At 65.1% G+C, this 23174-nt stretch carries 25 protein-coding genes; 20 read left to right on the forward strand and 5 right to left on the reverse strand.

The genetic code is table 11. The features are described from left to right. The first annotated feature begins 7 nt into the window (after positions 1-7). From folE to PSET11_RS00925, 10 genes are all read left to right on the forward strand, one after another. Complete coding sequence (folE, locus tag PSET11_RS00880) at positions 8-652, forward strand: GTP cyclohydrolase I FolE (protein WP_124089828.1); 645 nt, start codon at positions 8-10, stop codon at positions 650-652. Between the two features lie 4 nt (positions 653-656). Beyond that, complete coding sequence (folP, locus tag PSET11_RS00885) at positions 657-1580, forward strand: dihydropteroate synthase (RefSeq protein ID WP_124089830.1); 924 nt, start codon at positions 657-659, stop codon at positions 1578-1580. Between the two features lie 5 nt (positions 1581-1585). Continuing rightward, entirely contained in the window at positions 1586-1951 is a 366-nt protein-coding gene (folB, locus tag PSET11_RS00890) for a dihydroneopterin aldolase (protein WP_124089832.1), read from the forward strand. Continuing rightward, a complete protein-coding gene (folK, locus tag PSET11_RS00895) occupies positions 1948-2490 on the forward strand; it encodes a 2-amino-4-hydroxy-6-hydroxymethyldihydropteridine diphosphokinase (protein ID WP_124089834.1) in 543 nt (180 codons plus the stop codon). Before folB ends, folK begins: the two co-directional genes overlap by 4 nt. Continuing rightward, complete coding sequence (locus tag PSET11_RS00900; RefSeq protein WP_124089837.1) at positions 2487-3020, forward strand: DUF3180 domain-containing protein; 534 nt, start codon at positions 2487-2489, stop codon at positions 3018-3020. The genes folK and PSET11_RS00900 overlap by 4 nt, the downstream gene beginning before the upstream one ends. After that, positions 3001-3513 carry a PH domain-containing protein gene (locus PSET11_RS00905; RefSeq protein WP_124089839.1) on the forward strand — a complete coding sequence of 171 codons (513 nt, stop codon included), beginning with the start codon at positions 3001-3003 and terminating at the stop codon, positions 3511-3513. The genes PSET11_RS00900 and PSET11_RS00905 overlap by 20 nt, the downstream gene beginning before the upstream one ends. Continuing rightward, positions 3510-5099 carry a PH domain-containing protein gene (locus PSET11_RS00910; protein ID WP_124089841.1) on the forward strand — a complete coding sequence of 530 codons (1590 nt, stop codon included), beginning with the start codon at positions 3510-3512 and terminating at the stop codon, positions 5097-5099. Before PSET11_RS00905 ends, PSET11_RS00910 begins: the two co-directional genes overlap by 4 nt. Beyond that, entirely contained in the window at positions 5092-5985 is an 894-nt protein-coding gene (locus tag PSET11_RS00915; protein WP_124089843.1) for a Rossmann-like and DUF2520 domain-containing protein, read from the forward strand. Before PSET11_RS00910 ends, PSET11_RS00915 begins: the two co-directional genes overlap by 8 nt. 3 nt (positions 5986-5988) lie before the next feature. Further along, positions 5989-6906, forward strand: a complete 918-nt coding sequence (gene panC, locus PSET11_RS00920) for a pantoate--beta-alanine ligase (protein ID WP_124089845.1) — start codon at positions 5989-5991, stop codon at positions 6904-6906. Between the two features lie 204 nt (positions 6907-7110). After that, positions 7111-8586: an MDR family MFS transporter gene (locus tag PSET11_RS00925; RefSeq protein ID WP_124089847.1), complete on the forward strand. Its 1476-nt coding sequence runs from the start codon at positions 7111-7113 to the stop codon at positions 8584-8586. Between the two features lie 84 nt (positions 8587-8670). Here the strand turns inward: PSET11_RS00925 and PSET11_RS00930 are convergent, their stop codons facing one another. Continuing rightward, positions 8671-9507, reverse strand: coding sequence for an alpha/beta fold hydrolase (locus PSET11_RS00930; protein ID WP_124089850.1), 837 nt, complete (start codon positions 9505-9507; stop codon positions 8671-8673). 51 nt (positions 9508-9558) lie between these two features. Beyond that, positions 9559-10413, reverse strand: coding sequence for an alpha/beta fold hydrolase (locus tag PSET11_RS00935; protein ID WP_124089852.1), 855 nt, complete (start codon positions 10411-10413; stop codon positions 9559-9561). 75 nt (positions 10414-10488) lie between these two features. On the opposite strand from PSET11_RS00935, the gene lysS reads away from it, so the two are divergent. The 10 genes from lysS to PSET11_RS16575 all read left to right on the forward strand — a co-directional run bounded on the left by lysS (position 10489) and on the right by PSET11_RS16575 (position 21114). Next, positions 10489-12021, forward strand: a complete 1533-nt coding sequence (gene lysS / locus PSET11_RS00940) for a lysine--tRNA ligase (RefSeq protein WP_124089854.1) — start codon at positions 10489-10491, stop codon at positions 12019-12021. A gap of 2 nt (positions 12022-12023) precedes the next feature. After that, entirely contained in the window at positions 12024-12179 is a 156-nt protein-coding gene (locus tag PSET11_RS16710) for a hypothetical protein (protein WP_203415861.1), read from the forward strand. Positions 12180-12323: 144 nt separating this feature from the next. Beyond that, positions 12324-12653 carry a histone-like nucleoid-structuring protein Lsr2 gene (locus PSET11_RS00945; protein WP_124089856.1) on the forward strand — a complete coding sequence of 110 codons (330 nt, stop codon included), beginning with the start codon at positions 12324-12326 and terminating at the stop codon, positions 12651-12653. 373 nt (positions 12654-13026) lie between these two features. Then, complete coding sequence (locus PSET11_RS00950) at positions 13027-15519, forward strand: ATP-dependent Clp protease ATP-binding subunit (RefSeq protein WP_124089858.1); 2493 nt, start codon at positions 13027-13029, stop codon at positions 15517-15519. Between the two features lie 122 nt (positions 15520-15641). Next, complete coding sequence (locus tag PSET11_RS00955) at positions 15642-17753, forward strand: S9 family peptidase (protein ID WP_124089860.1); 2112 nt, start codon at positions 15642-15644, stop codon at positions 17751-17753. A gap of 70 nt (positions 17754-17823) precedes the next feature. Beyond that, positions 17824-18333 (forward strand): amino-acid N-acetyltransferase, encoded by a 510-nt coding sequence (locus PSET11_RS00960; RefSeq protein ID WP_124089862.1) that lies wholly within the window; start codon positions 17824-17826, stop codon positions 18331-18333. Positions 18334-18519: 186 nt separating this feature from the next. Further along, positions 18520-19521, forward strand: coding sequence for a dihydroxyacetone kinase subunit DhaK (dhaK, locus tag PSET11_RS00965; RefSeq protein ID WP_124089864.1), 1002 nt, complete (start codon positions 18520-18522; stop codon positions 19519-19521). A 2-nt stretch (positions 19522-19523) separates the two neighbouring features. Further along, entirely contained in the window at positions 19524-20156 is a 633-nt protein-coding gene (gene dhaL / locus PSET11_RS00970) for a dihydroxyacetone kinase subunit DhaL (RefSeq protein WP_124089866.1), read from the forward strand. Beyond that, complete coding sequence (gene dhaM / locus PSET11_RS00975) at positions 20153-20842, forward strand: dihydroxyacetone kinase phosphoryl donor subunit DhaM (protein ID WP_124089868.1); 690 nt, start codon at positions 20153-20155, stop codon at positions 20840-20842. The genes dhaL and dhaM overlap by 4 nt, the downstream gene beginning before the upstream one ends. Positions 20843-20937: 95 nt before the next feature. Next, positions 20938-21114, forward strand: coding sequence for a hypothetical protein (locus tag PSET11_RS16575; RefSeq protein WP_160118937.1), 177 nt, complete (start codon positions 20938-20940; stop codon positions 21112-21114). 49 nt (positions 21115-21163) lie between these two features. Here the strand turns inward: PSET11_RS16575 and PSET11_RS00980 are convergent, their stop codons facing one another. The 3 genes from PSET11_RS00980 to PSET11_RS00990 all read right to left on the reverse strand — a co-directional run bounded on the left by PSET11_RS00980 (position 21164) and on the right by PSET11_RS00990 (position 23018). Beyond that, positions 21164-21664, reverse strand: coding sequence for a hypothetical protein (locus tag PSET11_RS00980; protein ID WP_124089870.1), 501 nt, complete (start codon positions 21662-21664; stop codon positions 21164-21166). Between the two features lie 19 nt (positions 21665-21683). Further along, positions 21684-22115: a DUF3592 domain-containing protein gene (locus PSET11_RS00985; protein ID WP_124089872.1), complete on the reverse strand. Its 432-nt coding sequence runs from the start codon at positions 22113-22115 to the stop codon at positions 21684-21686. A gap of 84 nt (positions 22116-22199) precedes the next feature. Beyond that, positions 22200-23018, reverse strand: coding sequence for an HhH-GPD family protein (locus PSET11_RS00990; RefSeq protein ID WP_203415862.1), 819 nt, complete (start codon positions 23016-23018; stop codon positions 22200-22202). Positions 23019-23174 lie beyond the last annotated feature (156 nt).

Consider the following 23174-nt stretch of genomic DNA (forward strand, 5'->3'; position numbering starts at 1 on the left):
TTCTGCTGTGACTTCCTTCGACGATGACGACGCCTATCCCCTGTCCGCCTTCCCGGCGGACGGGGGGCCGGCTGGCCAGCCAGGTAACAAAGTAGACCGCCCACGGATTGAGGCGGCGGTCCGCGAAATCCTCCTCGCCATTGGCGAGGACCCGGACCGGGGCGGCCTGCTCGACACCCCCAAACGGGTGGCCAAAGCGTACGCGGAGGTGTTTGCCGGCCTGCACCAGGATCCCGCAGACGTCCTGTCCACCACCTTCGACCTGGACCACGAAGAACTGGTCCTGGTCAAGGACATCCCCTTCTATTCCACCTGCGAACACCACCTGGTTCCTTTCCACGGCGTGGCGCACGTTGGCTACATCCCTTCCCACGAGGGCAAGGTCACCGGGCTGAGCAAGCTGGCCCGGCTGGTCGACATTTATGCCCGCCGTCCCCAGGTGCAGGAACGCCTCACCACCGAAATCGTCGAAGCGCTGGTCCGCCACCTCAAGCCGCGTGGTGCGATCGTCGTCGTTGAATGCGAGCACATGTGCATGTCCATGCGCGGTGTCCGCAAGCCCGGAGCGAAGACCGTCACCAGTGCGGTCCGCGGGCAGCTTCATGACCCGGCCACCCGCGCCGAAGCCATGAGCCTCATTCTCGGAAGGTAACCCCATGGATTCTCTCGCCGCAGCGCCCGGAACCGGGCCCGCCACCTCGCCCTTGCCCATCCTGCGCAAGCCCCGGAAGGCAGCCGCGTTCGCGGACCTGCCCACCGACCGCACGCTGGTCATGGGCATCTTGAACGTCACCCCCGATTCGTTCAGCGACGGCGGCAAGCACGTGACCGCCGACACCGCCATCGCCGCCGGCTTGCGGATGTTTTACGCTGGCGCGGACATCGTGGACGTCGGCGGCGAATCCACCCGCCCGGGTGCTGAAGACGTGGCCCCGGACGAAGAGCAGCGTAGGGTCCTGCCGGTCATCGAAGCGCTGGTCAAAGCCGGTGCCCTGGTCAGCGTCGACACCACGCATGCCGCCACGGCAGCTGCAGCGTTGAAGGCCGGCGCCGCGATCATCAATGACGTTTCCGGCCTCACCATCGAACCCGAAATGGTGGATCTGGTGGCGTCGTCCAAGGTTCCGTATATCCTCACCCACCGCCGGGGCGACGCCCGCAGCATGGATTCCTTGGCCGAATATGCCGACGTAGCCGGCGAAGTTGTTGCCGAGCTTGCTGGCGTGCGGGACAAGTTGCTGGCCGCTGGCGTCGACCCAGAGCAGATCATCGTTGACCCGGGCCTGGGCTTCGCCAAGAACGACGCCCAGAACTGGGAACTTCTCGCCAACCTCAGCAAGCTCGATTCGTTGGGGCACAAAGTCCTGGTTGCTGCCTCCCGCAAGCGCTTCCTGGGCACGTTGCTCACAGTGGCTGGCAAGGCTGCAGCCCCGGAAGAACGAGACGCCGGCACCGCAGCGATCACCGCCATCAGCGCCGCGCGCGGTGCGTGGGCAGTGCGCGTGCACGACGTCGGGTCCAGCCTTGACGCCGTCAAGGTCGCCGCGCGCCTTGCCGCGCCGCAGCCGCCCAGCGAGTGACGCCCATGGACAGGATTACGCTGGCCGGGGTGACCGCCGTCGGGCATCACGGTGTCTTTGACTTTGAACGTAGGGAAGGCCAACCCTTTGTGGTGGACGCCGTCCTGTACCTGGATTTCAGTGCTGCGGCCGCGTCGGACGATGTCCTGGACACGGCCCATTACGGCGAGGTGGCCCAGCGCATCACGGACTGGATTGTGGGTGAACCGGTGAACCTGATCGAGGCCCTTGCGGTCCGGATCGCGGAGAGCCTGCTGGCCGAATTTCCGCTCGCAGCGGTGGACATCACAGTGCATAAGCCGAAGGCGCCCATCGAAGTTCCCTTCGGTGATGTGGCCGTCTCGGTGCACCGGACCAAGGCGCCAGCATGAACGCCGTTTACGTCAAAGCGGTACTGGCGCTCGGCAGCAACTTGGGGGAGCGGAACGACACCCTGTCCTCGGCAGTAGCTGACCTGGTGGACCCGCCCGAGATCCGCATCCTTGCGGTGTCTCCGCTGGTCCAGACCAAGGCGGTGGGCGGTCCGGCCAACCAGCCTGATTTCCTCAACATGGTCATCACCGTGGAGACGACACTGCTGCCGATGGAACTTCTCAGGCACTGCCAGTGGGTGGAAAACAAGCACCATCGAGTCCGGGAAGTCCGCTGGGGACCGCGCACCCTGGACGTCGATGTCATCACCTACGGCGATCTGACCAGCGACGATCCGGTGCTGACGCTGCCGCACCCGCGAGCCGCGGAACGTGCCTTCGTGTTGTTCCCCTGGTCCCAGATCGAACCGGCAGCCACCCTTGCCGGCGAACGCGTCAGCGAACTCGCCGCACGCGCAGCGGACTTCGGTGACCTGATGCCCTTTGATGGTTTCGGCGATTTTGACGGCCTGCCCATCGGGGGAGCGGCAGAGCGATGAAGCCCATTCAGCCGCTCCGCCTGGCCTTGATCGGGCTCGTCCTGGCCGTTGCCGGGTGGGTAGCCACCATGCTGACCGGCCGTTACAGCCTGGCCACGCCGGTGCTGCCGCTGACGGCGTTGGCCACCATGGGCGTCATCGTGGCCATCACTCTGGTACTGGGCATCAGGGTGCTCCGATGGCGGAACAGCCACCCCAAGAAGACAGTGCTGGACCCGCTGTTGGCCGCCCGGACGGTGATCTTGGCCCAGGCCTGCGCCTACGCCGGTACGGTCCTGCTGGGCTGGCATGTGGGGATTTTCCTTGACCAACTGCGCCTCTGGAGCCTGCGCAGCGATCAAGGCATCACCTGGCTGGCGCTGATCATGGCTGGTGGTGGCCTGGTCATGATTGTTGTGGGCTTGCTGGTGGAGCGGTTCTGCAGGATCCCGCCGGAAGACACCGACACCAAAGGTATTGACGGAAAACCAGGCCGCACAGCACGCGGCGAAGCTCAGGGGGAAGGCGAATATGCGTACCGAGGCGATTGATCCACCAGGCATCACCTGGGAGCGGGTATCCCCCAAATACATCACGGTGCGGCTGGTGCAGTGGGCCTTGGCCAACGTGATCACGGTGGCGGTGCTGAGCCTGCCCTTGATTTTCGTCCTGCTGGGGTGGTGGCGCTGGCCGCCGTTGTGGCTGGCCATCGCCGTCCCCGGGGTCTGGCTGGTGGCCGCGGTGTGGCGGCTGGTGCTGATTCCGCGGCAGGTCCGGGCCATTGGCTACGCTGAGCGCGACGACGACCTCCTCATCCGAACCGGCATCTTTTTCCAGCGCACCATGGCGGTTCCGTACGGCCGGATGCAGTACGTAGACATCGGCGTGGGGCCGGTGGAGCGCGGGCTGGGCCTGTGCACCCTCAAACTCCACACCGCCGCACCCGCCACCCGCGCGCACATCCCCGGACTGCCCACGGCAGAGGGTGCACGGCTCCGCGAACAGCTGTCCGCCCGCGGCGAAGCGCGACTGGCTGGCCTGTGAGCGCCGACGCTCCGGACCCGGCAGTGCAGGCGCCCGACGACGAGTGGCTGCGCGTGCATCCGGCCTCACCGTTCGTCAGGGGCTGGGTGGCGCTGGCGGCGATTGCCTTCTTCTTTGGCCGCGACATTTTCGAACGGTTGCTGCAGGGCCGGCCCGTGTTCGACGACGGCGTGGCAGCCCGGGTGCCGTGGCTCTTGGCCGGCGGCGGCGCCATCCTGGTGATGGTGGTGGTGGGGTTTGTCCTCACCTGGTTCTTCACCAAATACCAGGTCTCCGGCGGCTACGTCCGGGTCAACTCCGGGTGGCTTTTCCGGCAGAACCGGCAGGCCCGGCTGGACCGGGTCCAGGCCATCGACATTGTCCAACCCCTGCTGGCCCGCATCTTCGGCCTGGCGGAGCTCAAATTCGAGGTGGCAGACGCCGGTGAATCCGCCGTTCGGTTGGCGTACCTGAAAGCTGGCGACGCGCGGCAGTTGCGCGCCACGATCCTGGCACGGGCCGCCGGTGTGGAGATCAGTCCGGAGACGCCCGCCGACACTATCCCCGAGGCGCCGGAACATCGCGTCCTGGCCGTCCCGCCGTCTCGCCTTCTGGGGTCCTTGCTGCTCAGCGAGGCAAGCGTGGGCGTGGTCCTGGGTGGCATCGGTGCGGTGGTTTTGTCCGCGGTGACGGACAACCGCGCCTTTTTCTTCTACCTGATCCCGGCCGCGCTGGGCATGGCGGCGAGCTACTGGGGTCTGTTCAATAAGGGCTACAACTTCACGGCCGCCATTTCCCCGGACGGCATCCGGCTCCGCTACGGCCTGCTCGACACCCAGGCGCAGACTGTCCCGCCGGGACGGATCCAAGCCCTTAAGATCAGCCAGCCGCCACTCTGGCGCATTTTTGGCTGGTTCCGGATGCAGGTCAACGTTGCGGGCTATGGCGGCGCCGAAAATGCCGGCGAGACCAATACGCGCACCACGGTCCTTCCAGTGGGGAAGCTCGACGACGTCATGGCAATGCTGGCGCTGGTGCTGCCCGATCCGGGAACCGACGATCCCCACGGCGTGTTTGGTGCCGGCCTGGCAGGGCTGGATGACGACGGCGGTTTTGTCACCACCCCGCGCAGGGCTCGCCTTCTGGCGCCTCTGGGGTGGCGCCGGAACGGGTTCGCTGCCACCGATACCGCCCTGCTGATCCGTGCGGGCCGTTGGTGGCGGGCGTTGGTGCTGGTGCCGCACCAGCGCACCCAGTCCATGGCCCTGCACCAGGGGCCGCTGGCACGCCGGTTTGGCGTGGCGGACCTGGTCCTGCACACCACCCCCGGGCCGGTGGTGCCGCGGCTCTACCAGGCAGACCTGGACCAGGCGCGGACGCTGTTCAACGATCAGGCTGCACGTGCCCGACTGGCCCGCAAGCGGCAGACCACCGAGCAATGGCTGCGGGAAGTAGCGCCGGCAGAGCTGCTCGACGGCGGCGCTGCCGGGATGCAGGCCGCCGCGCCGGATGCCGAGCTTCCGGCCGCTGCGGCGGTTCAGGGACCAGGGGCGCCTGAGTCCCCGCAGGCATCGCACCCGCAACAGAAAGGTCTTCGTCATGAATAAGCCGGGCCGGTTGGGCGTCGGAATCATTGGCGCGGGCAAAGTGGGGGCGGTCCTTGGTGCGGCCTTGCGCGGCGCCGAACACGCCGTCGTCGGGGTTTCTGCGGTCTCCGAGGCCAGCCGCGAACGTGCGGAGACGCTCCTGCCGGGTGTCCCCATCCTTGAGGTGCAGGAGATCGTGGAGCGGGCCGAACTGGTGTTGATCGCGGTCCCGGATGATGCGCTGCCCGAACTCGTGGACGGTCTCGCCAAGCTGGGCGCGTGGCAGCCGGGCCAGCTCGTGGCCCATACGTCCGGCCGGTTTGGCGTGGGCGTGCTCCGGCCGGTCCGGGCTGCCGGCTCCATTCCGCTGGCGCTGCATCCCGCCATGACGTTTACCGGGATGAGCCTGGACCTGACCCGTTTGCTCGATTGCACGTTTGGTGTGACCGCCGATGCGGCCATGTTGCCCATCGCCCAGGCGCTGGTGGTGGAGATGGGCGCCGAGCCGGTGGCCATCGCCGAGGCCGACCGCGCCCTGTATCACGCGGCCTTGGCGCACGGTTCAAACCACCTGGTGACGCTGGTGGCGCAGGCCTCGCAGTTGCTTCGTGACGTGGCGGTTGAGTTTCCCGAGCGCATGCTGGGACCGCTGCTGCGGGCAACGCTGGAGAACGCGCTGGCATCCGGCGAAGGTGCCCTCACCGGTCCGGTGGCGCGCGGCGATGCGGGAACCGTCCGGGCCCACACAGAGGCTTTGCGGGAGTTCGACGGCGGCGCTGGCGGCGATGTGCTTGCCGCTTACCTGGCGATGGCGCGCGCCACCGCCCAACGCGCCGAGGCCCGCGGCCTGCTCAAGCCCGGCCAGGCAGAGAATCTGCAGCAGGCACTGAAGCCCACGGAGGACTGACCCATGGCCATCAAAGTAGTCACCACCCTGGCCGAGCTGCGCGCCAGCAGCGCCGCCTTGCTGGCCGGGAGGAACGGCACCTCCCAGGCCTTGGTGCCCACCATGGGGGCACTCCACGAAGGGCACGCCACGTTGGCGAGGACCGCCGTCGAACATAACGACGTTGTGGTGGCGTCCATCTTCGTCAACCCGCTCCAGTTCGGCGACGCCGTTGACCTGGACCGATATCCGCGAACCCTCGACGCCGACACCGCCCTGCTTGAGGCTGAGGGGGTGGACTTGGTGTTCGCACCGTCGGTGGACGAGGTGTACCCGGGTGGTGCGCCGCTGGTGCGGGTCACATCGGGGCAACTGGGCGAGAAGTGGGAAGGCGCCTCCCGGCCGGGCCACTTCGACGGCGCCCTCACCGTGGTGGCCAAGCTGCTGCACTATGGAATGCCCGCAGCCGGCCTGCCGGTAGATACCGTCCCGGTACTTGGCGAGCCTGCGTATCGGGCATATTTTGGCCAGAAGGATGCCCAACAGCTGGCGTTGGTCCGGCGGATGGTGGCGGACCTGAACTTCCCGGTGGAGATTGTTGGCGTGCCGACGGTCCGGTCTGCTGAGGGCCTCGCGCTGTCGAGCCGTAACCGGTTCCTTTCGGACGAGGAACGCGAGGCCGCCTTGGTGCTGTCGCGGGCTCTTCGCCTCCTGGTGGAGCGGGCCACTGCCCGCCAGCCGTTGGATCTTCAGTCAGCGCGGGACGTGGTGGCGTCCCAACCCCTGGTGGAGCTGGACTATTTCGACGTGGTCAGCCCGGAAACCCTTGAACCACTGGCCGAAAACTGCCACGAGACCCCGTTCCGCGGCGAGGCCTTGGCGCTGATCGCGGCCAGGGTGGGCCCGGTTCGTTTGATCGATAACGCGCCCCTGAGTTCCTAACCGGCGTTACCGCCTTGGCGTGTGGAAGATCAGTCGGTTGCCGAACGGATCGGGCACGTCGAGGTCCTCGCCCCACGGTTCATGGCTCAGGCCATTGTTGGAAAGATGTAGATGTTGCGGAATGCGTTGCCCCCGTAAACTGTTGACATCTGCAGCGGCGATTCCCGCGCACCCATTTTTCATCACTTCCTCAAGGGAACACCCATGTCTACCGAAGTATCACCCAACGCCAGCGGCAAGCCTGCCCCAGCGGAGGGCGGCGTATCCACTGCGCCGGACAAGATGTCCCGCGAGTCGGTGACCATCATTGCAACGTTGCTGGTGGCCACGTTCGTAGTGATCCTCAACGAAACCATCATGAACGTGGCGTTGCAGCGCCTCATGGTGGACCTGCAGGTGGATGCACCCACTGTGCAGTGGCTCTCCACTGGGTTCATGCTGACCATGGCAGTGGTCATTCCCACCACCGGGTTCATTCTGCAGACCCTGTCCACCAGGGCAGTGTTTATGCTGGCCATGGGCCTGTTTTCCGTTGGCACTGCGCTGGCGGCCGTGGCGCCGGGCTTCGAAATCCTGTTGCTGGCCCGCATCATCCAGGCCAGTGGCACCGCCATCATGTTGCCCCTCCTGATGACCACCATCCTGACCCTCGTGCCGCTGTCCCGCCGAGGTGCCGTGATGGGCAACGTGAGCATCGCAATCTCGGTGGCCCCGGCCATGGGCCCCACCGTCTCGGGTCTCATCCTGGAGCACTTCAGCTGGCGTTTCATGTTCGTTTTCGTCCTGCCGGTGGCGCTGCTGGCATTCGCCATTGGAGCCAAGTACCTGACCAATGTGGGCGAATCCGAGAAGACCAAGCTGGACCTGATCTCTGTTCTGCTCACCGTCCCGGCCTTCGGCGGTTTGGTCTACGGCCTCAGCCAGGTCGGCGGCGGCCATGGCGGCGAAGCCGGCCCCAGCGTGGCAGCAATCGTTGCCCTGGTGGTTGGCGTGGCGAGCCTGACGGTGTTTGTGCTCCGCCAGGTGGGGCTGCAGAAGTCCGATGCGCCACTGCTGGACCTACGCGCCTTCAACATCCGCATGTTCACTGTTTCTGTGCTGCTGATGGTGGTGGCCATGATGGCGTTGTTTGGTGCCGTCATCCTGTTGCCGCTGTACTTGCAGGAAGTGCGTGGCCTCGGTTCTTTGGAAACCGGGCTGGCGCTGCTGCCGGGCGGCCTGGCCATGGGGCTGCTGGGCCCGTTCGTTGGCCGCCTGTTCGACAAAGTGGGGCCGTTGCCGTTGACGGTTACCGGCTCGATCCTGATGGTCCTGACGCTGTGGCAGTTCTCCATGCTCGACGGCGGCACGGAAGTCTGGTGGATCGTCACCTTGCACGTGCTGCTGAGCTTCGGCCTGGCACTGTTGTTCACCCCGGCGTTTACCACCGGCCTGAACCCGCTGCCGCCGCACCTGTACTCGCACGGTTCAGCGATCATGAGCACCGCGCAGCAAGTGGCTGGCGCGGCCGGCACGGCGCTGCTGGTGTCGATCTTCTCGGTGGTGTCCGCGACGTCCGGATTGGTGGCGGGGATGAGTGCCGCCTTCATGACGGCAACCGTCATAGCCCTGGCCGCCGTCGTCCTTGCCGCGATGATGCGTAAGACGGAAGGCGCGGGGCCGGGTCACGCTGGCCACTAACCCAACTGAGTAGCGCTAACTGCGGTTTTGACGCCTCAAAACTGCACTTAGCGCTACTCAGTTGGGAGGGGTCCGTGCAGGAGGTTACCCCGCGAAGAACTCGCTCAGCTCAGCAATCAGGCGGTCTGGCGCCTTGATCACGCCGTCGTGCCCCATGCCCGGCAGGATAGTGTAGCTCGAGCCGGACAGCACATCATGGATCTGCCCGCAGGCCACCCCGAAGTACGCCGGGCTCTTCTCGCCCACCACGATCAGGGTCTCAAGTGGCAGGTCGAGGAAAGGCTCAGCGGGCATATCCGCGGCGATGATGGCCTTGATCTCCCGCACACCGGTGCGCATCAGCTCGCGTTGCTGCTTGCCCTCGCTGGTGCCTGCCGTGAGCTTGTTCGCCAGGGTCAACATGGACAGCGGCATCCGCGAGGAGACGCTGCTGCCGGCTTCGAGCCCACGCTGCAGCACGGCCAGGGCGCGGTCGTCATCGCCAGCGGCCGTGGCGCGCTCGTATTCGGCCGTCCAATCGGCCTTCACACTGTGGTTCACGGAGACGGCGGGGTCGTAGACGGCCAGCCGCTCCACCGGCAGCGTCCGCGCCGCGTGCAAGGCCACCGCGCCGCCGAAGCTGTGCCCAAACACGTCCGTGCTGTTGGTGTGCTTCATGACGGTGTCCAGGTCGCGGATATCCACATCCAGCGTGTAGTCGTCCGGCTGCGGCGAGGACGCCCCACGCCCGCGCCGGTTGAAGGTATGCACGGGCCGGCCCAGGGCTGCGCTGAGTTTCTGCGCGAATTTCGTATAGTCCGCAGCGGTCACCATCGAGGGCGCCACCACCACGACGCCGGAGCCGGCGTCAGCCAGTTCGGTGCCGGTGGAGAGGAGCTCCAGTGTGCCGCCGTCGGGGGTGGGGATGTTCTCGCGCGTCATGGTCGAAGCCTAGTCGAGCAACCCTGACGGCGACGATCTGGATCCTGGCAATCAGCCCTTGAAGTACGTGGAAATGTCCACGACGAGCTCTTTCACGGCAGCCGGGATGGAACCGTGGAACCCTTTGGGTGAAATTTGGTAGGTACTGCCCGGTACCGAGCCGTGTAACTTCTCCGCTGTGAGCCGGTAGTAGCTGGGACTCTTGCCGCCGGCCATGAAATGCGTGGTGGCCGGCAAGCGCCGAAAATCCCGTTCATCCTCGGCAGCGTTGTAGGCCGCCCGCAGTTCGCCCACGGCGCTGGGCATTACCTCACGGAGGGCTTTGTTGACCTTGGTTCTGGAGACCAGCGCCATCAGGCCCACCATGATGGGCTCCGGGACGCGGGCCAGCGGTGAGCTGGGGTTGAGGGCGCGCTTCATGTGGGTCAGGGCGAGTCCCACCTTGCCGTCATTGACGGCAGCTTCGAAACCGTCCAGCCAGTGGGTGTCGATGCTGCCCTCAATATTGATCGCGGCGTCGTAGACGGCCAACTTGTCCGGCACGTACGCGGACCCGGCAAACTCGGTGACGGCGTTCAGCGCAACTGAGCCGCCCAGGCTGTGCCCCAGGATGTTCCGGGCACCGGTGGCATCAAGAACCGTCCGCACGTCGGCGATCTCGGTTTCCATGGAATAGCCGGGCGGCTGCTCGGTGGAACTGCCGCGGCCGCGACGGTCGTACACGTCCACTGCCCAGCCGTCACCGAGGCCGTTGGCGAGGGCGATGGAGAAGGGACGGTAGATCAGCGCGGTCAGGAAGGCGCCACCAATGACCACAATGCGTCGCTCGCCCGGGGCGTCTTCGGTGCCGTAGCTGTATAAGGCCAACCGGCCGCCGTCGTGGGTGGCGAGTTCCTGTTCTTTCACCTGACTATCCTAGGCGGAAGCCCCTATCATCACGGGAGAACCTGCGGCGGCCAAGTCCCGGTAAACTTGACTATTGTGACTTCCCAAAACACCCCAGCGCCCAAGAACGCCCCAGAGCCGATCGATGCCAGCGAACAGATGCGGATCCGGATGGAGAAGCGCGCCAAGCTGATCGAGCGCGGCGCAGAGGCGTATCCGGTGGGTGTGGAGCGGACGCATTCGCTGACGGAAATCCGGGAAAAGTACGCACACCTGGAGGCCGACGACGCCACGGGCGACACTGTGGGTGTCACCGGTCGCGTGGTGTTCGTCAGGAACACCGGCAAGCTCTGCTTCGCCACCCTGCAGGAGGGCGGCACGGATGGCAAGGGCGCCAGGCTGCAGGCAATGCTCAGCCTTGCCAATATCGGTGAGGAGGCGCTTGCCGATTGGAAGGCCTTGGTTGACCTGGGCGACCACGTCTTCATTAAGGGTGAGGTGATTTCCTCGCGCCGTGGCGAACTGTCGGTCATGGCCGAGTCGTGGTCCATGGCATCGAAGGCGCTGCGCCCGCTGCCCGTGCTGCACGCCGAACTGAGCGAGGAGACCCGCGTCCGGCAGCGCTACGTGGACCTGATGGTCCGCGACGAAGCGCGCGAGATGGTTTACACCCGCGCCGCGATCACGCGGTCAGTCCGCGAAACGCTGTTCAAGCGCCGCTATGTGGAGGTGGAAACGCCCATCCTGCAGCTGGTTCACGGCGGTGCCCAGGCGCGGCCGTTCGAAACGCACATGAACGCGTTCGACCAGAAAATGACGCTGCGCATTGCCACTGAGCTTTACCTGAAGCGCGCCGTTGTGGGCGGCATCGATCGGGTCTATGACATGGGCCGCGTCTTCCGCAACGAGGGCGTGGACTCCACACACAGCCCCGAATTCACCACGCTGGAATGCTATGAGGCCTGGGCAGACCAGTTCGTGATGGCCGAGCGCATGCGGGAAATCATCCTCGACGCCGCAGATTCCGTGGGCGCCGGCCGCGTCCTGCAGACCGATGCCGGTGAGATTAACCTCGACGGCGATTGGGCCTGGCTCGCCGTTTACCCGGGATTGTCCGACGCCGTTGGGCAGGACATCACGCCGGACACCACGGCGGAGGTGCTGCGCGACGTTGCGGCCAAGCATGAGGTCAAGGTGGACCCCAAATGGGGTGCAGAGAAATTGGTCATCGAACTCTTCGGCGAGATTGTTGAGCCCACCCTACTGAACCCCACCTTCGTATACGACTACCCGCCTTCCGCCCAGCCTTTGGCCCGGCCGCACCGTGAGGACGGCCGGTTGATCGAGGCGTGGGACTTGATCATTGGCGGCATGGAGCGGGGAACCGCGTTCTCGGAACTGATCGACCCGGTTATCCAGCGGGACCGGCTGACCGAGCAGTCCCGGAACGCCGCTGCTGGCGATGACGAGGCAATGGCCCTGGATGAGGACTTCCTCCGGGCGCTCGAATACGGGGCGCCGCCCATGGGTGGAATTGGCCTGGGAATTGACCGGTTGGTGATGCTCTTTACCGGTGCCGGAATCCGGGAAACCATCCTCTTCCCATTGCTGAAACCAGAAGGGAACTAGTCATGGAATATGTAGCAGTATTGCTGCCATCGATCGTGGTGGGGCTGATTTTTTGGTTTGCCATGAAATCCATCTTCAATGCAGACAAGTCTGAGCGGCAGGCAGAAGCGCGCGCACAGGCTGAATCCGAAGCGGGAAGCGCCAGCCACGACGCCTGAATTTCCCCGATATTGCTGAAGATGTGGCGCGGGATATCAGGGCGGAACCTTTAGGCGCTTTGACGCGTTCCCCTAAAGAGAGTAAAACTTTCTAGGAAACATCCGCTTATCTGAAAATCCGAACCCTCGTTAGGAAGTCCTTTAATGGCACAGAAAGTAAACATCATCCTCGTTGATGATCTGGATGGGGGCTCTGCAGACGAGAACGTGAAGTTTGCCCTTGATGGGGCAAGCTACGAGATTGACCTTTCGGCAGCGAATGCTGCCGAACTGCGTGAAGTATTGCAGCGTTATGTCGACGCTGGGCGCAAAGCTTCCGGTGGCCGCACTGTCCGGGCGAAGTCAACGGCAGGCAGTCGGAACAACGATTCTGCACAGATTCGCCAGTGGGCTCGCGACAACGGCTACACCGTGAATAGCCGGGGCCGCATTCAAGCCGAAATTCAGGAAGCCTTCCACAAGGCCAATTCCTGATTCTGCCTTGATAGGTCTGGATGCTCTGTCCCACCGATTGGTGGGGCAGGGCATCGGCGTTTAAGCCAGTACGCTGAACTGAAAGTCCGAGAATGACCCCGCTAAAGTGGCGGGCACGAATGCGTTATTGCAAGGACGGGCATTGACTTCTATTACTGCGGCAAGGGGCCTGCTCACAAGATCCCCAGTGCGGGAAGGCGACGACAAGGAGCGGCGCGGCGATGGTCACGCGCGGGGAAGGCGCTACGGGGTCCGGCCGGACCCGCAGAATCCGCAGAAGAAACCACTGCGGTTTCCCCTGTGGCGAACACGCTCCCCAATGGGTAGCTGGCCACGTAGCATCGAAGAACGTCGTAGCTAGGAGTGTGGCGAAATGTTTGAGCGATTTACGGACCGTGCCCGTCGCGTAGTGGTGCTTGCCCAAGAAGAGGCACGCATGCTGAACCACAATTACATCGGTACCGAACACATCCTCTTGGGTCTGATCCATGAAGGTGAGGGCGTTGCCGCCAAGGCTCTTGAGTCTTTGAGCATTTCGCTCGACGGCGTTCGCGAGCAGGTGCAGGAGATCATCGGCCAGGGCCAGCAGGCTCCGTCCGGTCACATCCCCTTCACGCCGCGCGCCAAGAAGGTGCTGGAGCTGTCGCTCCGCGAGGCACTCCAGCTGGGCCACAACTACATTGGCACGGAGCACATCCTGCTTGGCCTGATCCGGGAAGGTGAAGGTGTAGCTGCCCAGGTGCTGGTCAAGCTTGGCGCCGACCTCAACCGGGTCCGCCAGCAGGTCATCCAGCTCCTCTCCGGCTACCAGGGCAAGGAAACCACCGGCGTCGGCCCGGGCCAGCCCGAAGGAACTCCGGCCGGTTCGGTGGTGCTGGACCAGTTCGGCCGCAACCTGACCCAGGCTGCCCGCGAGAACAAGCTGGACCCGGTCATTGGCCGCGAGCAGGAGATGGAACGCGTCATGCAGATCCTCTCCCGCCGCACCAAGAACAACCCGGTCCTGATCGGTGAGCCGGGCGTCGGCAAGACGGCCGTCGTCGAGGGTCTCGCCCAGGCGATTGTCCGCGGCGACGTTCCGGAGACCATCAAGGACAAGCAGCTCTACACCTTGGACCTCGGTTCCTTGGTGGCCGGCTCACGCTACCGCGGTGACTTCGAAGAGCGGCTGAAGAAGGTCCTCAAGGAAATCCGCACCCGCGGCGACATCATCCTCTTCATCGACGAGATCCACACCCTGGTGGGTGCCGGTGCCGCTGAAGGTGCCATCGATGCTGCCTCGATCCTCAAGCCCATGCTGGCTCGCGGCGAGCTGCAGACCATCGGTGCCACCACGCTGGATGAGTACCGCAAGCACATCGAGAAGGACGCGGCGCTGGAGCGCAGGTTCCAGCCGATCCAAGTCAAGGAACCCTCCGTGGCGCACGCCATTGAGATCCTCAAGGGCCTGCGTGATCGGTACGAGGCGCACCACCGCGTCACGATTACCGACGGCGCCCTGGCCTCCGCTGCCAGCCTCGCCGAGCGTTACATCTCTGACCGCTTCCTGCCGGACAAGGCGATCGACCTGATCGATGAAGCTGGTGCGCGGTTGCGTATCCGCCGGATGACCGCTCCGCCGGAGCTCAAGGCCATGGACGAGCGCATCGCTGAACTCAAGATGGAAAAAGAGTCTGCGATTGACGCCCAGGACTTCGAGGGTGCCGCTTCACTCCGTGACAAGGAGCAGAAGATGATCACCGAGCGTTCCGAAAAGGAACGCCACTGGAAGTCCGGCGGCATGGATGAGATCTCCGAGGTAAACGAAGACCTCATCGCTGAAGTGCTGGCGATCTCCACCGGCATCCCGGTCTTCAAGCTGACCGAGGAAGAATCCTCGCGACTGCTCAAGATGGAAGATGAGCTGCACAAGCGTGTGGTTGGCCAGAACGAGGCCATCAAGGCCTTGTCTCAGGCGATCCGCCGTACCCGTGCCGGACTCAAGGACCCCAAGCGTCCGGGTGGTTCGTTCATCTTTGCCGGGCCCACCGGCGTCGGCAAGACCGAACTGGCCAAGGCGTTGGCGGAATTCCTGTTCGGTGAAGAGGATGCCCTCATCACCCTGGACATGTCCGAGTACTCCGAGAAGCACACCGTTTCGCGGCTCTTCGGTGCCCCTCCGGGCTACGTGGGCTACGAGGAGGGTGGCCAGCTGACCGAGAAGGTCCGGCGTCGTCCGTTCTCCGTGGTCCTGTTCGACGAAGTGGAGAAGGCGCACGCCGACCTCTTCAACTCGCTCCTGCAGATCCTCGAAGACGGTCGCCTGACTGACTCGCAGGGCCGCGTGGTGGACTTCAAGAACACGGTGATCATCATGACTACCAACCTTGGTACCCGCGACATCTCCAAGAGCGTGGCCACCGGCTTCCAGTCCGGCACGGATACGCAGACCGGCTACAACCGGATGCGCGCCCGGGTCACGGAGGAGCTCAAGCAGCACTTCCGCCCCGAGTTCCTGAACCGTGTGGATGACGTGGTGGTGTTCCCGCAGCTGACCCAGGACGAGATCATCGAGATCGTGGACCTGTTCGTCAACCGCCTGGAGAAGCGCCTCAAGGACAAGGACATGGGCATCGAGCTCACGGCTGCGGCCAAGATCCTGCTCGCCACCCGTGGCTACGATCCCGCGATGGGGGCCCGGCCGTTGCGCCGCACCATCCAGCGCGAGATCGAGGACCAGTTGTCCGAGAAGATCCTGTTCGGCGAGATCCATGCTGGCGACATCGTGGTGGTGGATGTGGATGTGGAAGGCGACGGCGACGAAGCCAAGTTCACGTTTGCCGGCAACGCCAAGCCGCGCATCCCGGAGATCGCTCCGAGCGTCTAGTCTCCAACCGGCGGCCCCGGTCCACTCCTGATTCAGGGAGCGGGCCGGGGCTTTCGCGTTGCCGGGAAACGCGTAAGTGGTGATGGTTTGTGATGCGGCGCACAGTCCGGTTGAATCAAACTATGGCTACCCTGAACCCGGAGACCCCGGAAGAGCAACCACAGACCCCGTTCCACCACCTCGACCACTACCTCGCCATCCCCAGGGTGAGTGGTCTGAGCCTCAGCCCAGACGGCACCCGCCTGGTTACCACCGTCAGCACCCTCAACGGCAAGGGCAGCGCCTTCGCCTCGGCCCTATGGGACATCGATCCCGCCGGGCAGCAGCAGGCCCGCCGCATCACCCGCAGCGCCAAGGGTGAAGCCGGAGCCGCATTTGCCGCCAACGGCGATGTCTACTTCACGTCGGCCCGGCCAGACCCCGAAACGCCGGATGCCGACCCGGTACCAGCCCTCTGGCTGCTGCCGGCTGACGGCGGCGAGGCTCGGTTGATTCTCAGCCGCCCCGGCGGCGTGGACTCCGTCAAGACGGCCGCGTCAGCCCCGAAGGCGTTCGTGGCAGCAGAAGTCCTCCCCGGCGCAAACGGCGAAGAAGAGGACGCTGAGCGCCGCAAGACCCGCACGGACAACAAGGTTTCAGCCATCCTGCACAGCGAATATCCTGTTCGTTATTGGGACGCGGACCTGGGCCCTGGCCAGCCTCGCATCTTTGCGGTCGAGGATGCCGCCCAGGAGCCATCCAACAAACCCCACACCGTTGACTCCACCGGTCCCGTCCAATTGCGGAACCTCACCCCAGACGCTGGCCCCAGGCTCCGCGAGGCCGAATTTGAGGTCAGCCCCGATGGCCGCACCGTCTACGCCAGCTACACCAGGCCTCTGGATGGCGCGGACAGCAGGCTCACCCTGGTCGCCGTGGACGTCGCCACCGGAACCACCACGGTGCTCCTGGACCAGCCGGGCATGAGCTACTTCCCCGGCCCTGTCAGCCCGGACGGCACCACCCTTGTGGTGCTCAGCGAGAGCGATTCAACGCCGCAGCAGGCGCCCGAGATCAAGCTGCACTTCCTGGATGTCTCCACCCCGGGCGCGACGCTGCAGCCACTCGTCCCGGACTGGGACCGGTGGGCCAAGCCTGTCGCTTGGCTGCCTGACGGTTCGGGGCTGTTGGCAACAGCGGACGACGACGGCGCGTCGCCGGTCTTCCGGATCAGCGTCCCGGCGGCAGCGGCCGATCTCAGTGTCGCCCGGGTGACGCGGGACGCCGCGGCGTACACCGACGTCGTGGTTTCCCCTGACGGCAACCACGCCTACGCCCTTCGGAGTTCCTACGAATTCCCGCCCGAAGCTGTCCGGATCGACCTGACCAGCGGCGAGACCGTTCGCCTTCTCGCGCCAGCGGAGCGGCCAGCAGCCTCTGGAACGTTGGAGCGGATTGCCGCCACAGCACCGGACGGTTCCCGGGTGCCCGCCTACTTGGCGCTGCCCGAAGGTGCATCGGCGGAGTCGCCGGCGCCCATGTTGTTGTGGATTCATGGTGGTCCGCTAGGGTCCTGGAATGCGTGGACGTGGCGCTGGAATCCCTGGCTGCTGACGGCGAAGGGCTACGCGGTGCTCCTGCCGGATCCGGCCCTTTCCACCGGTTACGGCCAGGCCTTCATCCAGCGTGGCTGGGGTGCGTGGGGAGGGGCGCCGTTCACGGACCTGATGGCTGTCACGGACGTTGCCGCGGCGCGGCCGGACATCGACCAGACCCGGACGGCGGCAATGGGTGGCTCCTTTGGCGGGTACATGGCCAACTGGGTTGCCGGCCAAACCGACCGGTTCAAGGCGATCGTGACCCACGCCAGCCTGTGGGCGCTCGACCAGTTTGGCCCCACCACCGACGCAGCCCAGTACTGGCTCAAGGAGATGACGGAGGAGATGGCGCGGGAGAACTCGCCGCACCTGAACGTGGCAAACATCAGTACACCCATGCTGGTGATCCACGGCGACAAGGACTACCGCGTGCCTATCGGCGAGGGCCTGCGGCTCTGGTACGAACTGCTGTCGAAGTCCCAGTTGCCCGCCGATCAGGACGGGCAGACGCCGCACCGCTTCCTCTATTTCCCGGATGAGAACCACTGGATCCTCAAGCCCAACCACGCCAAGATCTGGTACCAGGTGGTGGAGCACTTCCTCGCCCGGCATGTCCTGGACCAAGAGGTGGAGCTGCCCAAGGAACTGGGGCTGTGACGCGCCTGATGCACCTGCTGCGCGCCAGCGCCTGACGTCCGGCTGCGGGCGGGACAACTAGGATGGGGCTGTGACTGACTCCTTCCATATCCGCCCTGCCCGCACCAGCGACGTCGCCGCAATCAAGGCGCTCGTGGCGCCGCTGGCGGAGCAGCGAATCCTGATGGCCAAGGAAACGGTGGCGTATTACGAGAGCCTGCAGGAGTTCCTGATCGCGGAAGCAGACGACGGCGGCGTGATCGGCTGCGGCGCCCTGCACGTCATGTGGGAGGACCTGGCAGAGGTACGCACCTTGGCTGCCTCGCAGGACTGGCGCGGCCACGGAGTGGGGCACGTCCTGGTGGAAAGCCTCCTGGAGCATGCCCGCAACCTGGGCGTGGACCGCGTCTTTTGCCTGACCTTCGAGGTGGAGTTCTTCAGGCGGCACGGCTTTGAGGTGATGGCTGACCAGTCCGCCGTTGACCCGGTGGTTTACTCCGAACTTTTGCGTTCCCATGATGAAGGCGTGGCCGAATTCCTGGACCTGGCCAGGGTCAAGCCCAACACCTTGGGCAACACTCGCATGATCAGGGTGCTGTAGGCGCCCGTTTGCTTTAGTCGATTTGATGGATAAACTGATGATGGCTTGTGGGGGGCCAGGAAGGGACAGTCTTTGGGGGCTGTCCCTTCTTCCGTACCCGTCACCGTCCGTGAGTCTTTCGGTGCCGGGCCCCCGGTAGTAGGGTCGAGGAGTCACCCTCCAGGAACCGCTGCCAGGAGTATCACCATGAAAAAGCTCATCAATGACCCGCGTGCCGTCGTCGACGAATCGGTTGAAGGATTCGGACTGGCCCACGCAGACCTCGTGACCGTGAACGCCGATCCCGCTTTCATCACGCGCAAGGATGCGCCCGTGGCTGGGAAAGTTGGCCTGGTTTCCGGTGGTGGCAGCGGCCATGAGCCGCTGCACGCCGGTTTTGTGGGCCGGGGGATGCTCGACGCTGCCGTGCCGGGGGCGGTGTTTACCTCGCCCACACCGGACCAGATCTTGCCCGCCACGCTTGCCGTGAACGCGGGCGCCGGCGTTGTCCACATCGTCAAAAACTACACCGGCGACGTCCTCAACTTTGAGATGGCTGGCGAGCTTGCCGAGGCCGAGGGCGTTGAGGTCCGGACCGTGTTGGTGAACGACGACGTTGCGGTTGAAGACTCGCTGTATACGGCGGGTCGCCGCGGGGTGGGTGGCACCGTGCTGGTCGAGAAGATTGCCGGCGCTGCAGCCGAGCGCGGCGACGACCTGGACGCCGTCGCTGGGATCGGGGAGCGGGTGAACGCGAACGTCCGGACCATGGGGGTGGCGCTGTCCGCCTGCACCGTGCCGCACGCCGGAACGCCCAGTTTCGACCTTGCCGAGGACGAAATCGAGATTGGCATCGGCATCCACGGCGAGCCTGGCCGGCACCGGATCCCCATGGAGAACGCTGACGGCATTACGGACAGGCTGCTGGAGCCCATCCTCTCCGACCTTGGCATCACTGCAGGGGACAAGGTCCTACTGTTCGTCAACGGCATGGGCGGTACCCCGCAGAGCGAGCTTTATATTGTGTACCGCAGGGCCCGGCAGGTACTGGCCGAACTGGGTGCAGAGGTGGAACGATCCCTGGTGGGGAACTACATCACGGCACTGGAAATGCAAGGCTGCTCCATCTCCGTGCTCCGCCTCGATGCGGAAATGACCGAACTGTGGGACGCGCCCGTTCACACCGCAGCACTGCGCTGGGGCGTGTAACGGTGTCCCTGAACACCGCCTGGACGGTGAAATGGTTGACGCTCTGCGCGCAGGCAATGGCCGAGCACCGGACGGAATTGATTGAGCTGGATAGGGCCATCGGCGACTCTGATCATGGCGAAAACATGGACAGGGGCTTCCAGGCTGTGCTGGCCAAACTCGCCGAGACGCCACCGGAAACCCCTGGCGCTGCCCTGAAGCTGACGGCCATGACGTTGATGTCCAAGGTGGGTGGCGCCGCTGGCCCGCTCTACGGCACCGCCTTTCTGCGGGCTGCTACTGCGCTTGGAGAGGCACAGGAGGTCGACGCCGGAGCCTGGGCAGGTGCCTTGGCTGCAGCGCGGGACGGCATCGTGGCCCGCGGCAAGGCCGAGCTGGGCGACAAAACCATGGTGGACGCGTGGACCCCCGCGGTGGATGCGGCGCAGGCTGCCGCAACTGCCGACGTCGCGAATTATCGGGCGGTGCTTACCGCAGCCGCCGACGCCGCCGAGGCAGGTGCCGCTGCCACCGAACCACTGGTTGCCAGGAAGGGCCGCGCCAGTTACCTGGGCGAGCGGAGCGCGGGCCACCGCGATCCCGGCGCCACATCCACGGCGTTGATCCTCCGCGCCGCTGTGGAGGCTGCTGCATGACCGTCAGCTTGGTGGTGGTTTCGCACAGTGAAAAGATCGCCGACGGCGCCGCGGAACTTGCAGCGCAGATGGCGCCCGACGTGCGCATTGTGGCAGCCGGTGGAACCACGGATGGCCGAATCGGCACCAGCCTTGAGAAGGTTCTCGCGGCCTTCGACTCGCTGCCGGAGGGGGCGGTGATCCTCACGGATCTGGGCTCTGCCGTCATGACTGCGGAATCAGCCCTCGAATTTGCCGAGAACCCAGAAACCCTGCTGCTTGCCGATGCTCCCTTGGTGGAAGGCTTGGTGGCCGCCGCCGTTGCGGCTCAGGGCGGTGCTGACCTCCAGGGTGTGAAGCAGGCAGCCGAAGCTGTGGGGCGCGCCGCGCACGCCGTTGACCTACCTGCTGAGCAGCTGGTGAACGCCGGCTCGGTCACCGGCAAGGGGCCTGATTTCATCGGCGAGTTTGAGCTCATCAACGAGGCCGGGTTGCATGCCAGGCCGGCCGCCAAGATCGCCGGCGGGGTCTCCGCCCTGGACGCCAAGGTAGAACTCAACGGGGTGGACGCCGCCTCCATGACATCCCTGATGACGCTCGGTGCGGGCAAGGGCCGGGCGCTGCACGTGGAGGCATGGGGCGTGGACGCGGAGCGGGCCGTGAACTACATCGGCGGTCTGGTCCAGGCGGGGTTCGGCGAGACGTAGCGCAAGGGGGATGTTTTCTACCCAGGTGCCGCCGAATCGCGTCCCGCGGTGTGTTCTCAACAACCTTGTCCGTGCCTGGCCATAAGCTCGAATCCATGGAACGGCCCCACATAGAAGCACCCACAACTGAGATCGAAGTCCTCGACGGGCAAACCACAGTCGAGGAACTTCTTGCTGAGCTGGGCTTCGAATGGAAGGCCGGCAACACCAAAGCTCTGCACCTTACCGAGGAAGCCCTCGATGACCCTTTCGGCCAGCCCGCACTTTTCTAGCCAGCGTTCGCCTGGGGGCCTGGTCGGGGACAGCGCACTCACCTCAGTTTTATGAACCGAAGGGCGCGCTGACGTCGTGCAGGCCCTCGTTGTCGAGGCTGACGGCCGCCGTCAGGAACTGACCGCATTGTTCGCCAATCGGGAAAGACGAAACAGGCTCGAACTCCAGGGTGTGGACTGCCAGCGCGGTGCCCGCGGAGTTGGTCCCGGAAACCGTGACGGTCATCCGGCTATCGGTCAGCACGCCGAGGTCCAAGAATCCGACCTTGGAGCCATCCGGGGACGACGTGGCCGAGCACGCGTTTTTCGAGTCGCAGCCGAGATCGATCGAGACGCTCCCGGGCATCAAATCGAGATCGCTTTCGTGGCAGATGCCGTCTTGGCACGCCCGGATGTGCAGCGACTCAACCTGGGTAACATAACTGGCGGCCACCGTCAGCGAGACGCCGCTCGATTGCCCAAGATCCGGGCAAGCCACATCGGCGGGCCCGCACGCGGCGGCGAGTACCGCCGTCGTGCATAACACCACAAGTACCCCGAACCTGCGCATGCCTCAGCCTAGGCTGGCGTCAGGGCAACGGGAAGTAGCTGACCACCAGGAACGAGGCCACCCCGAACACTGCGAAAAAGGCGATCAGGCATCCCATGGCTGAGCGTGGCGCCGCGGAAACCTGAAGCGATTGCTCAGGATCCGCCGGGTTGAAAGCCACCTCCAGCAGCGCCCCGGGCACCGGCGGCGCGGCCAGGGAGATCTCGGAGGTGCCGGCGCGAACGTTGCCGTGCGGGTCGGTGAACTGGTAGGTGGCAAAGTAGCGCCGGCTGCGCGATGAGCCGCCGCCGCCGTTGGTCCAGCCGGCCACACTACCGGTCACCGTGGCTGGAGCCTTGGGCCAGTCCGCCATCTGCTGCGCCTGACGTTTCGTTTTGCGCGCCGAAAATACGAGCGCCAACACTGCCGCCACGATGAAAAGCGCCCACACCGCATACAAGATTGCTCGCATGATTTCCCCCATTCCGGTCCCCGCACAGTATGCCACCTATGCCGCGCGGGCATCTTCGGTGCGGCACGACGTTGGCCGGGCTCCTTAGGCCGGCAGCCGGTAACCGTTATCGGTGAGCTCCGCCAGCCCATCAGCCAACAGCCCCGCCAGTGCCCGGTCCAACTGTTCGGGAGCCGAATTCAGCCGATGCAAGGCGGTCAGTGGCACGCCCACGCCTTCGGCGGCGAACCCGAGGTCTGCCGGCGCCGTCCGGAAATGGTCCGGCGGCACGGGGATTTCGGCCAACCGGAGCACGGCCAACACGGCGCCCCGTACCTGCCGGTCCGTGCCGTGCCAGGCTTGGCCTTTGGGAACGTACGACGGCGGCGGCTCGCCTGCCGCGAGCCACGCACAGGAATCGCGCACGGGACACAGCCCGCATTTGGGTGCGCGGGCGGTGCACACCATGGCGCCGAGTTCCATCACCGCAGCATTCCAACGCACGGACTCTGCCTGGTCAGATGGCAGGATTTCCGCAGCAAGTCGCATTTCTGCTGCCGTCAACGCGGGCGCGGGCAGCGCCTGTCCGGAGAGGAGCCTGGCATGGACGCGGCGGATGTTCGTATCCACCACCGTTTCGCGGCGACCGTAGGCGAAGGCAGCCACTGCCGCTGCGGTGTAGCTGCCCACCCCGGGCAGCCCCAGCAGTTCCGGGTAGGTATCCGGAACTTTGCCGCCATGGTCGGCCACAATCGCAGCCGCTGCCGCGTGCAGTCGTAACACCCTGCGCGGGTAGCCCAGCCGGCCCCAGGCCCGGACTGCTTCGCCAGCCGGTTCCGCCGCAAGGTCGGCAGGCGTTGGCCATCGCTTCAGCCATTCGTTCCAGACCGGCAACACCCGCACCACGGGTGTTTGCTGGAGCATGATTTCGCTGACCAGGACACCCCAGGGGGTGCAGGAAGACTCCCGCCATGGCAGGTCACGGGCAGTCTCTTGGAACCAGTCATTGATGCGGGTGTGCAGGGATGGGAGCAGGGGCCGGGTCTTGGTGTCGATCCCAACACTGTATTAGATGTTTGC

It is taken from the genome of Arthrobacter ulcerisalmonis (assembly GCF_900609065.1).
Classification (GTDB): Bacteria; Actinomycetota; Actinomycetes; order Actinomycetales; family Micrococcaceae; genus Arthrobacter; species Arthrobacter ulcerisalmonis.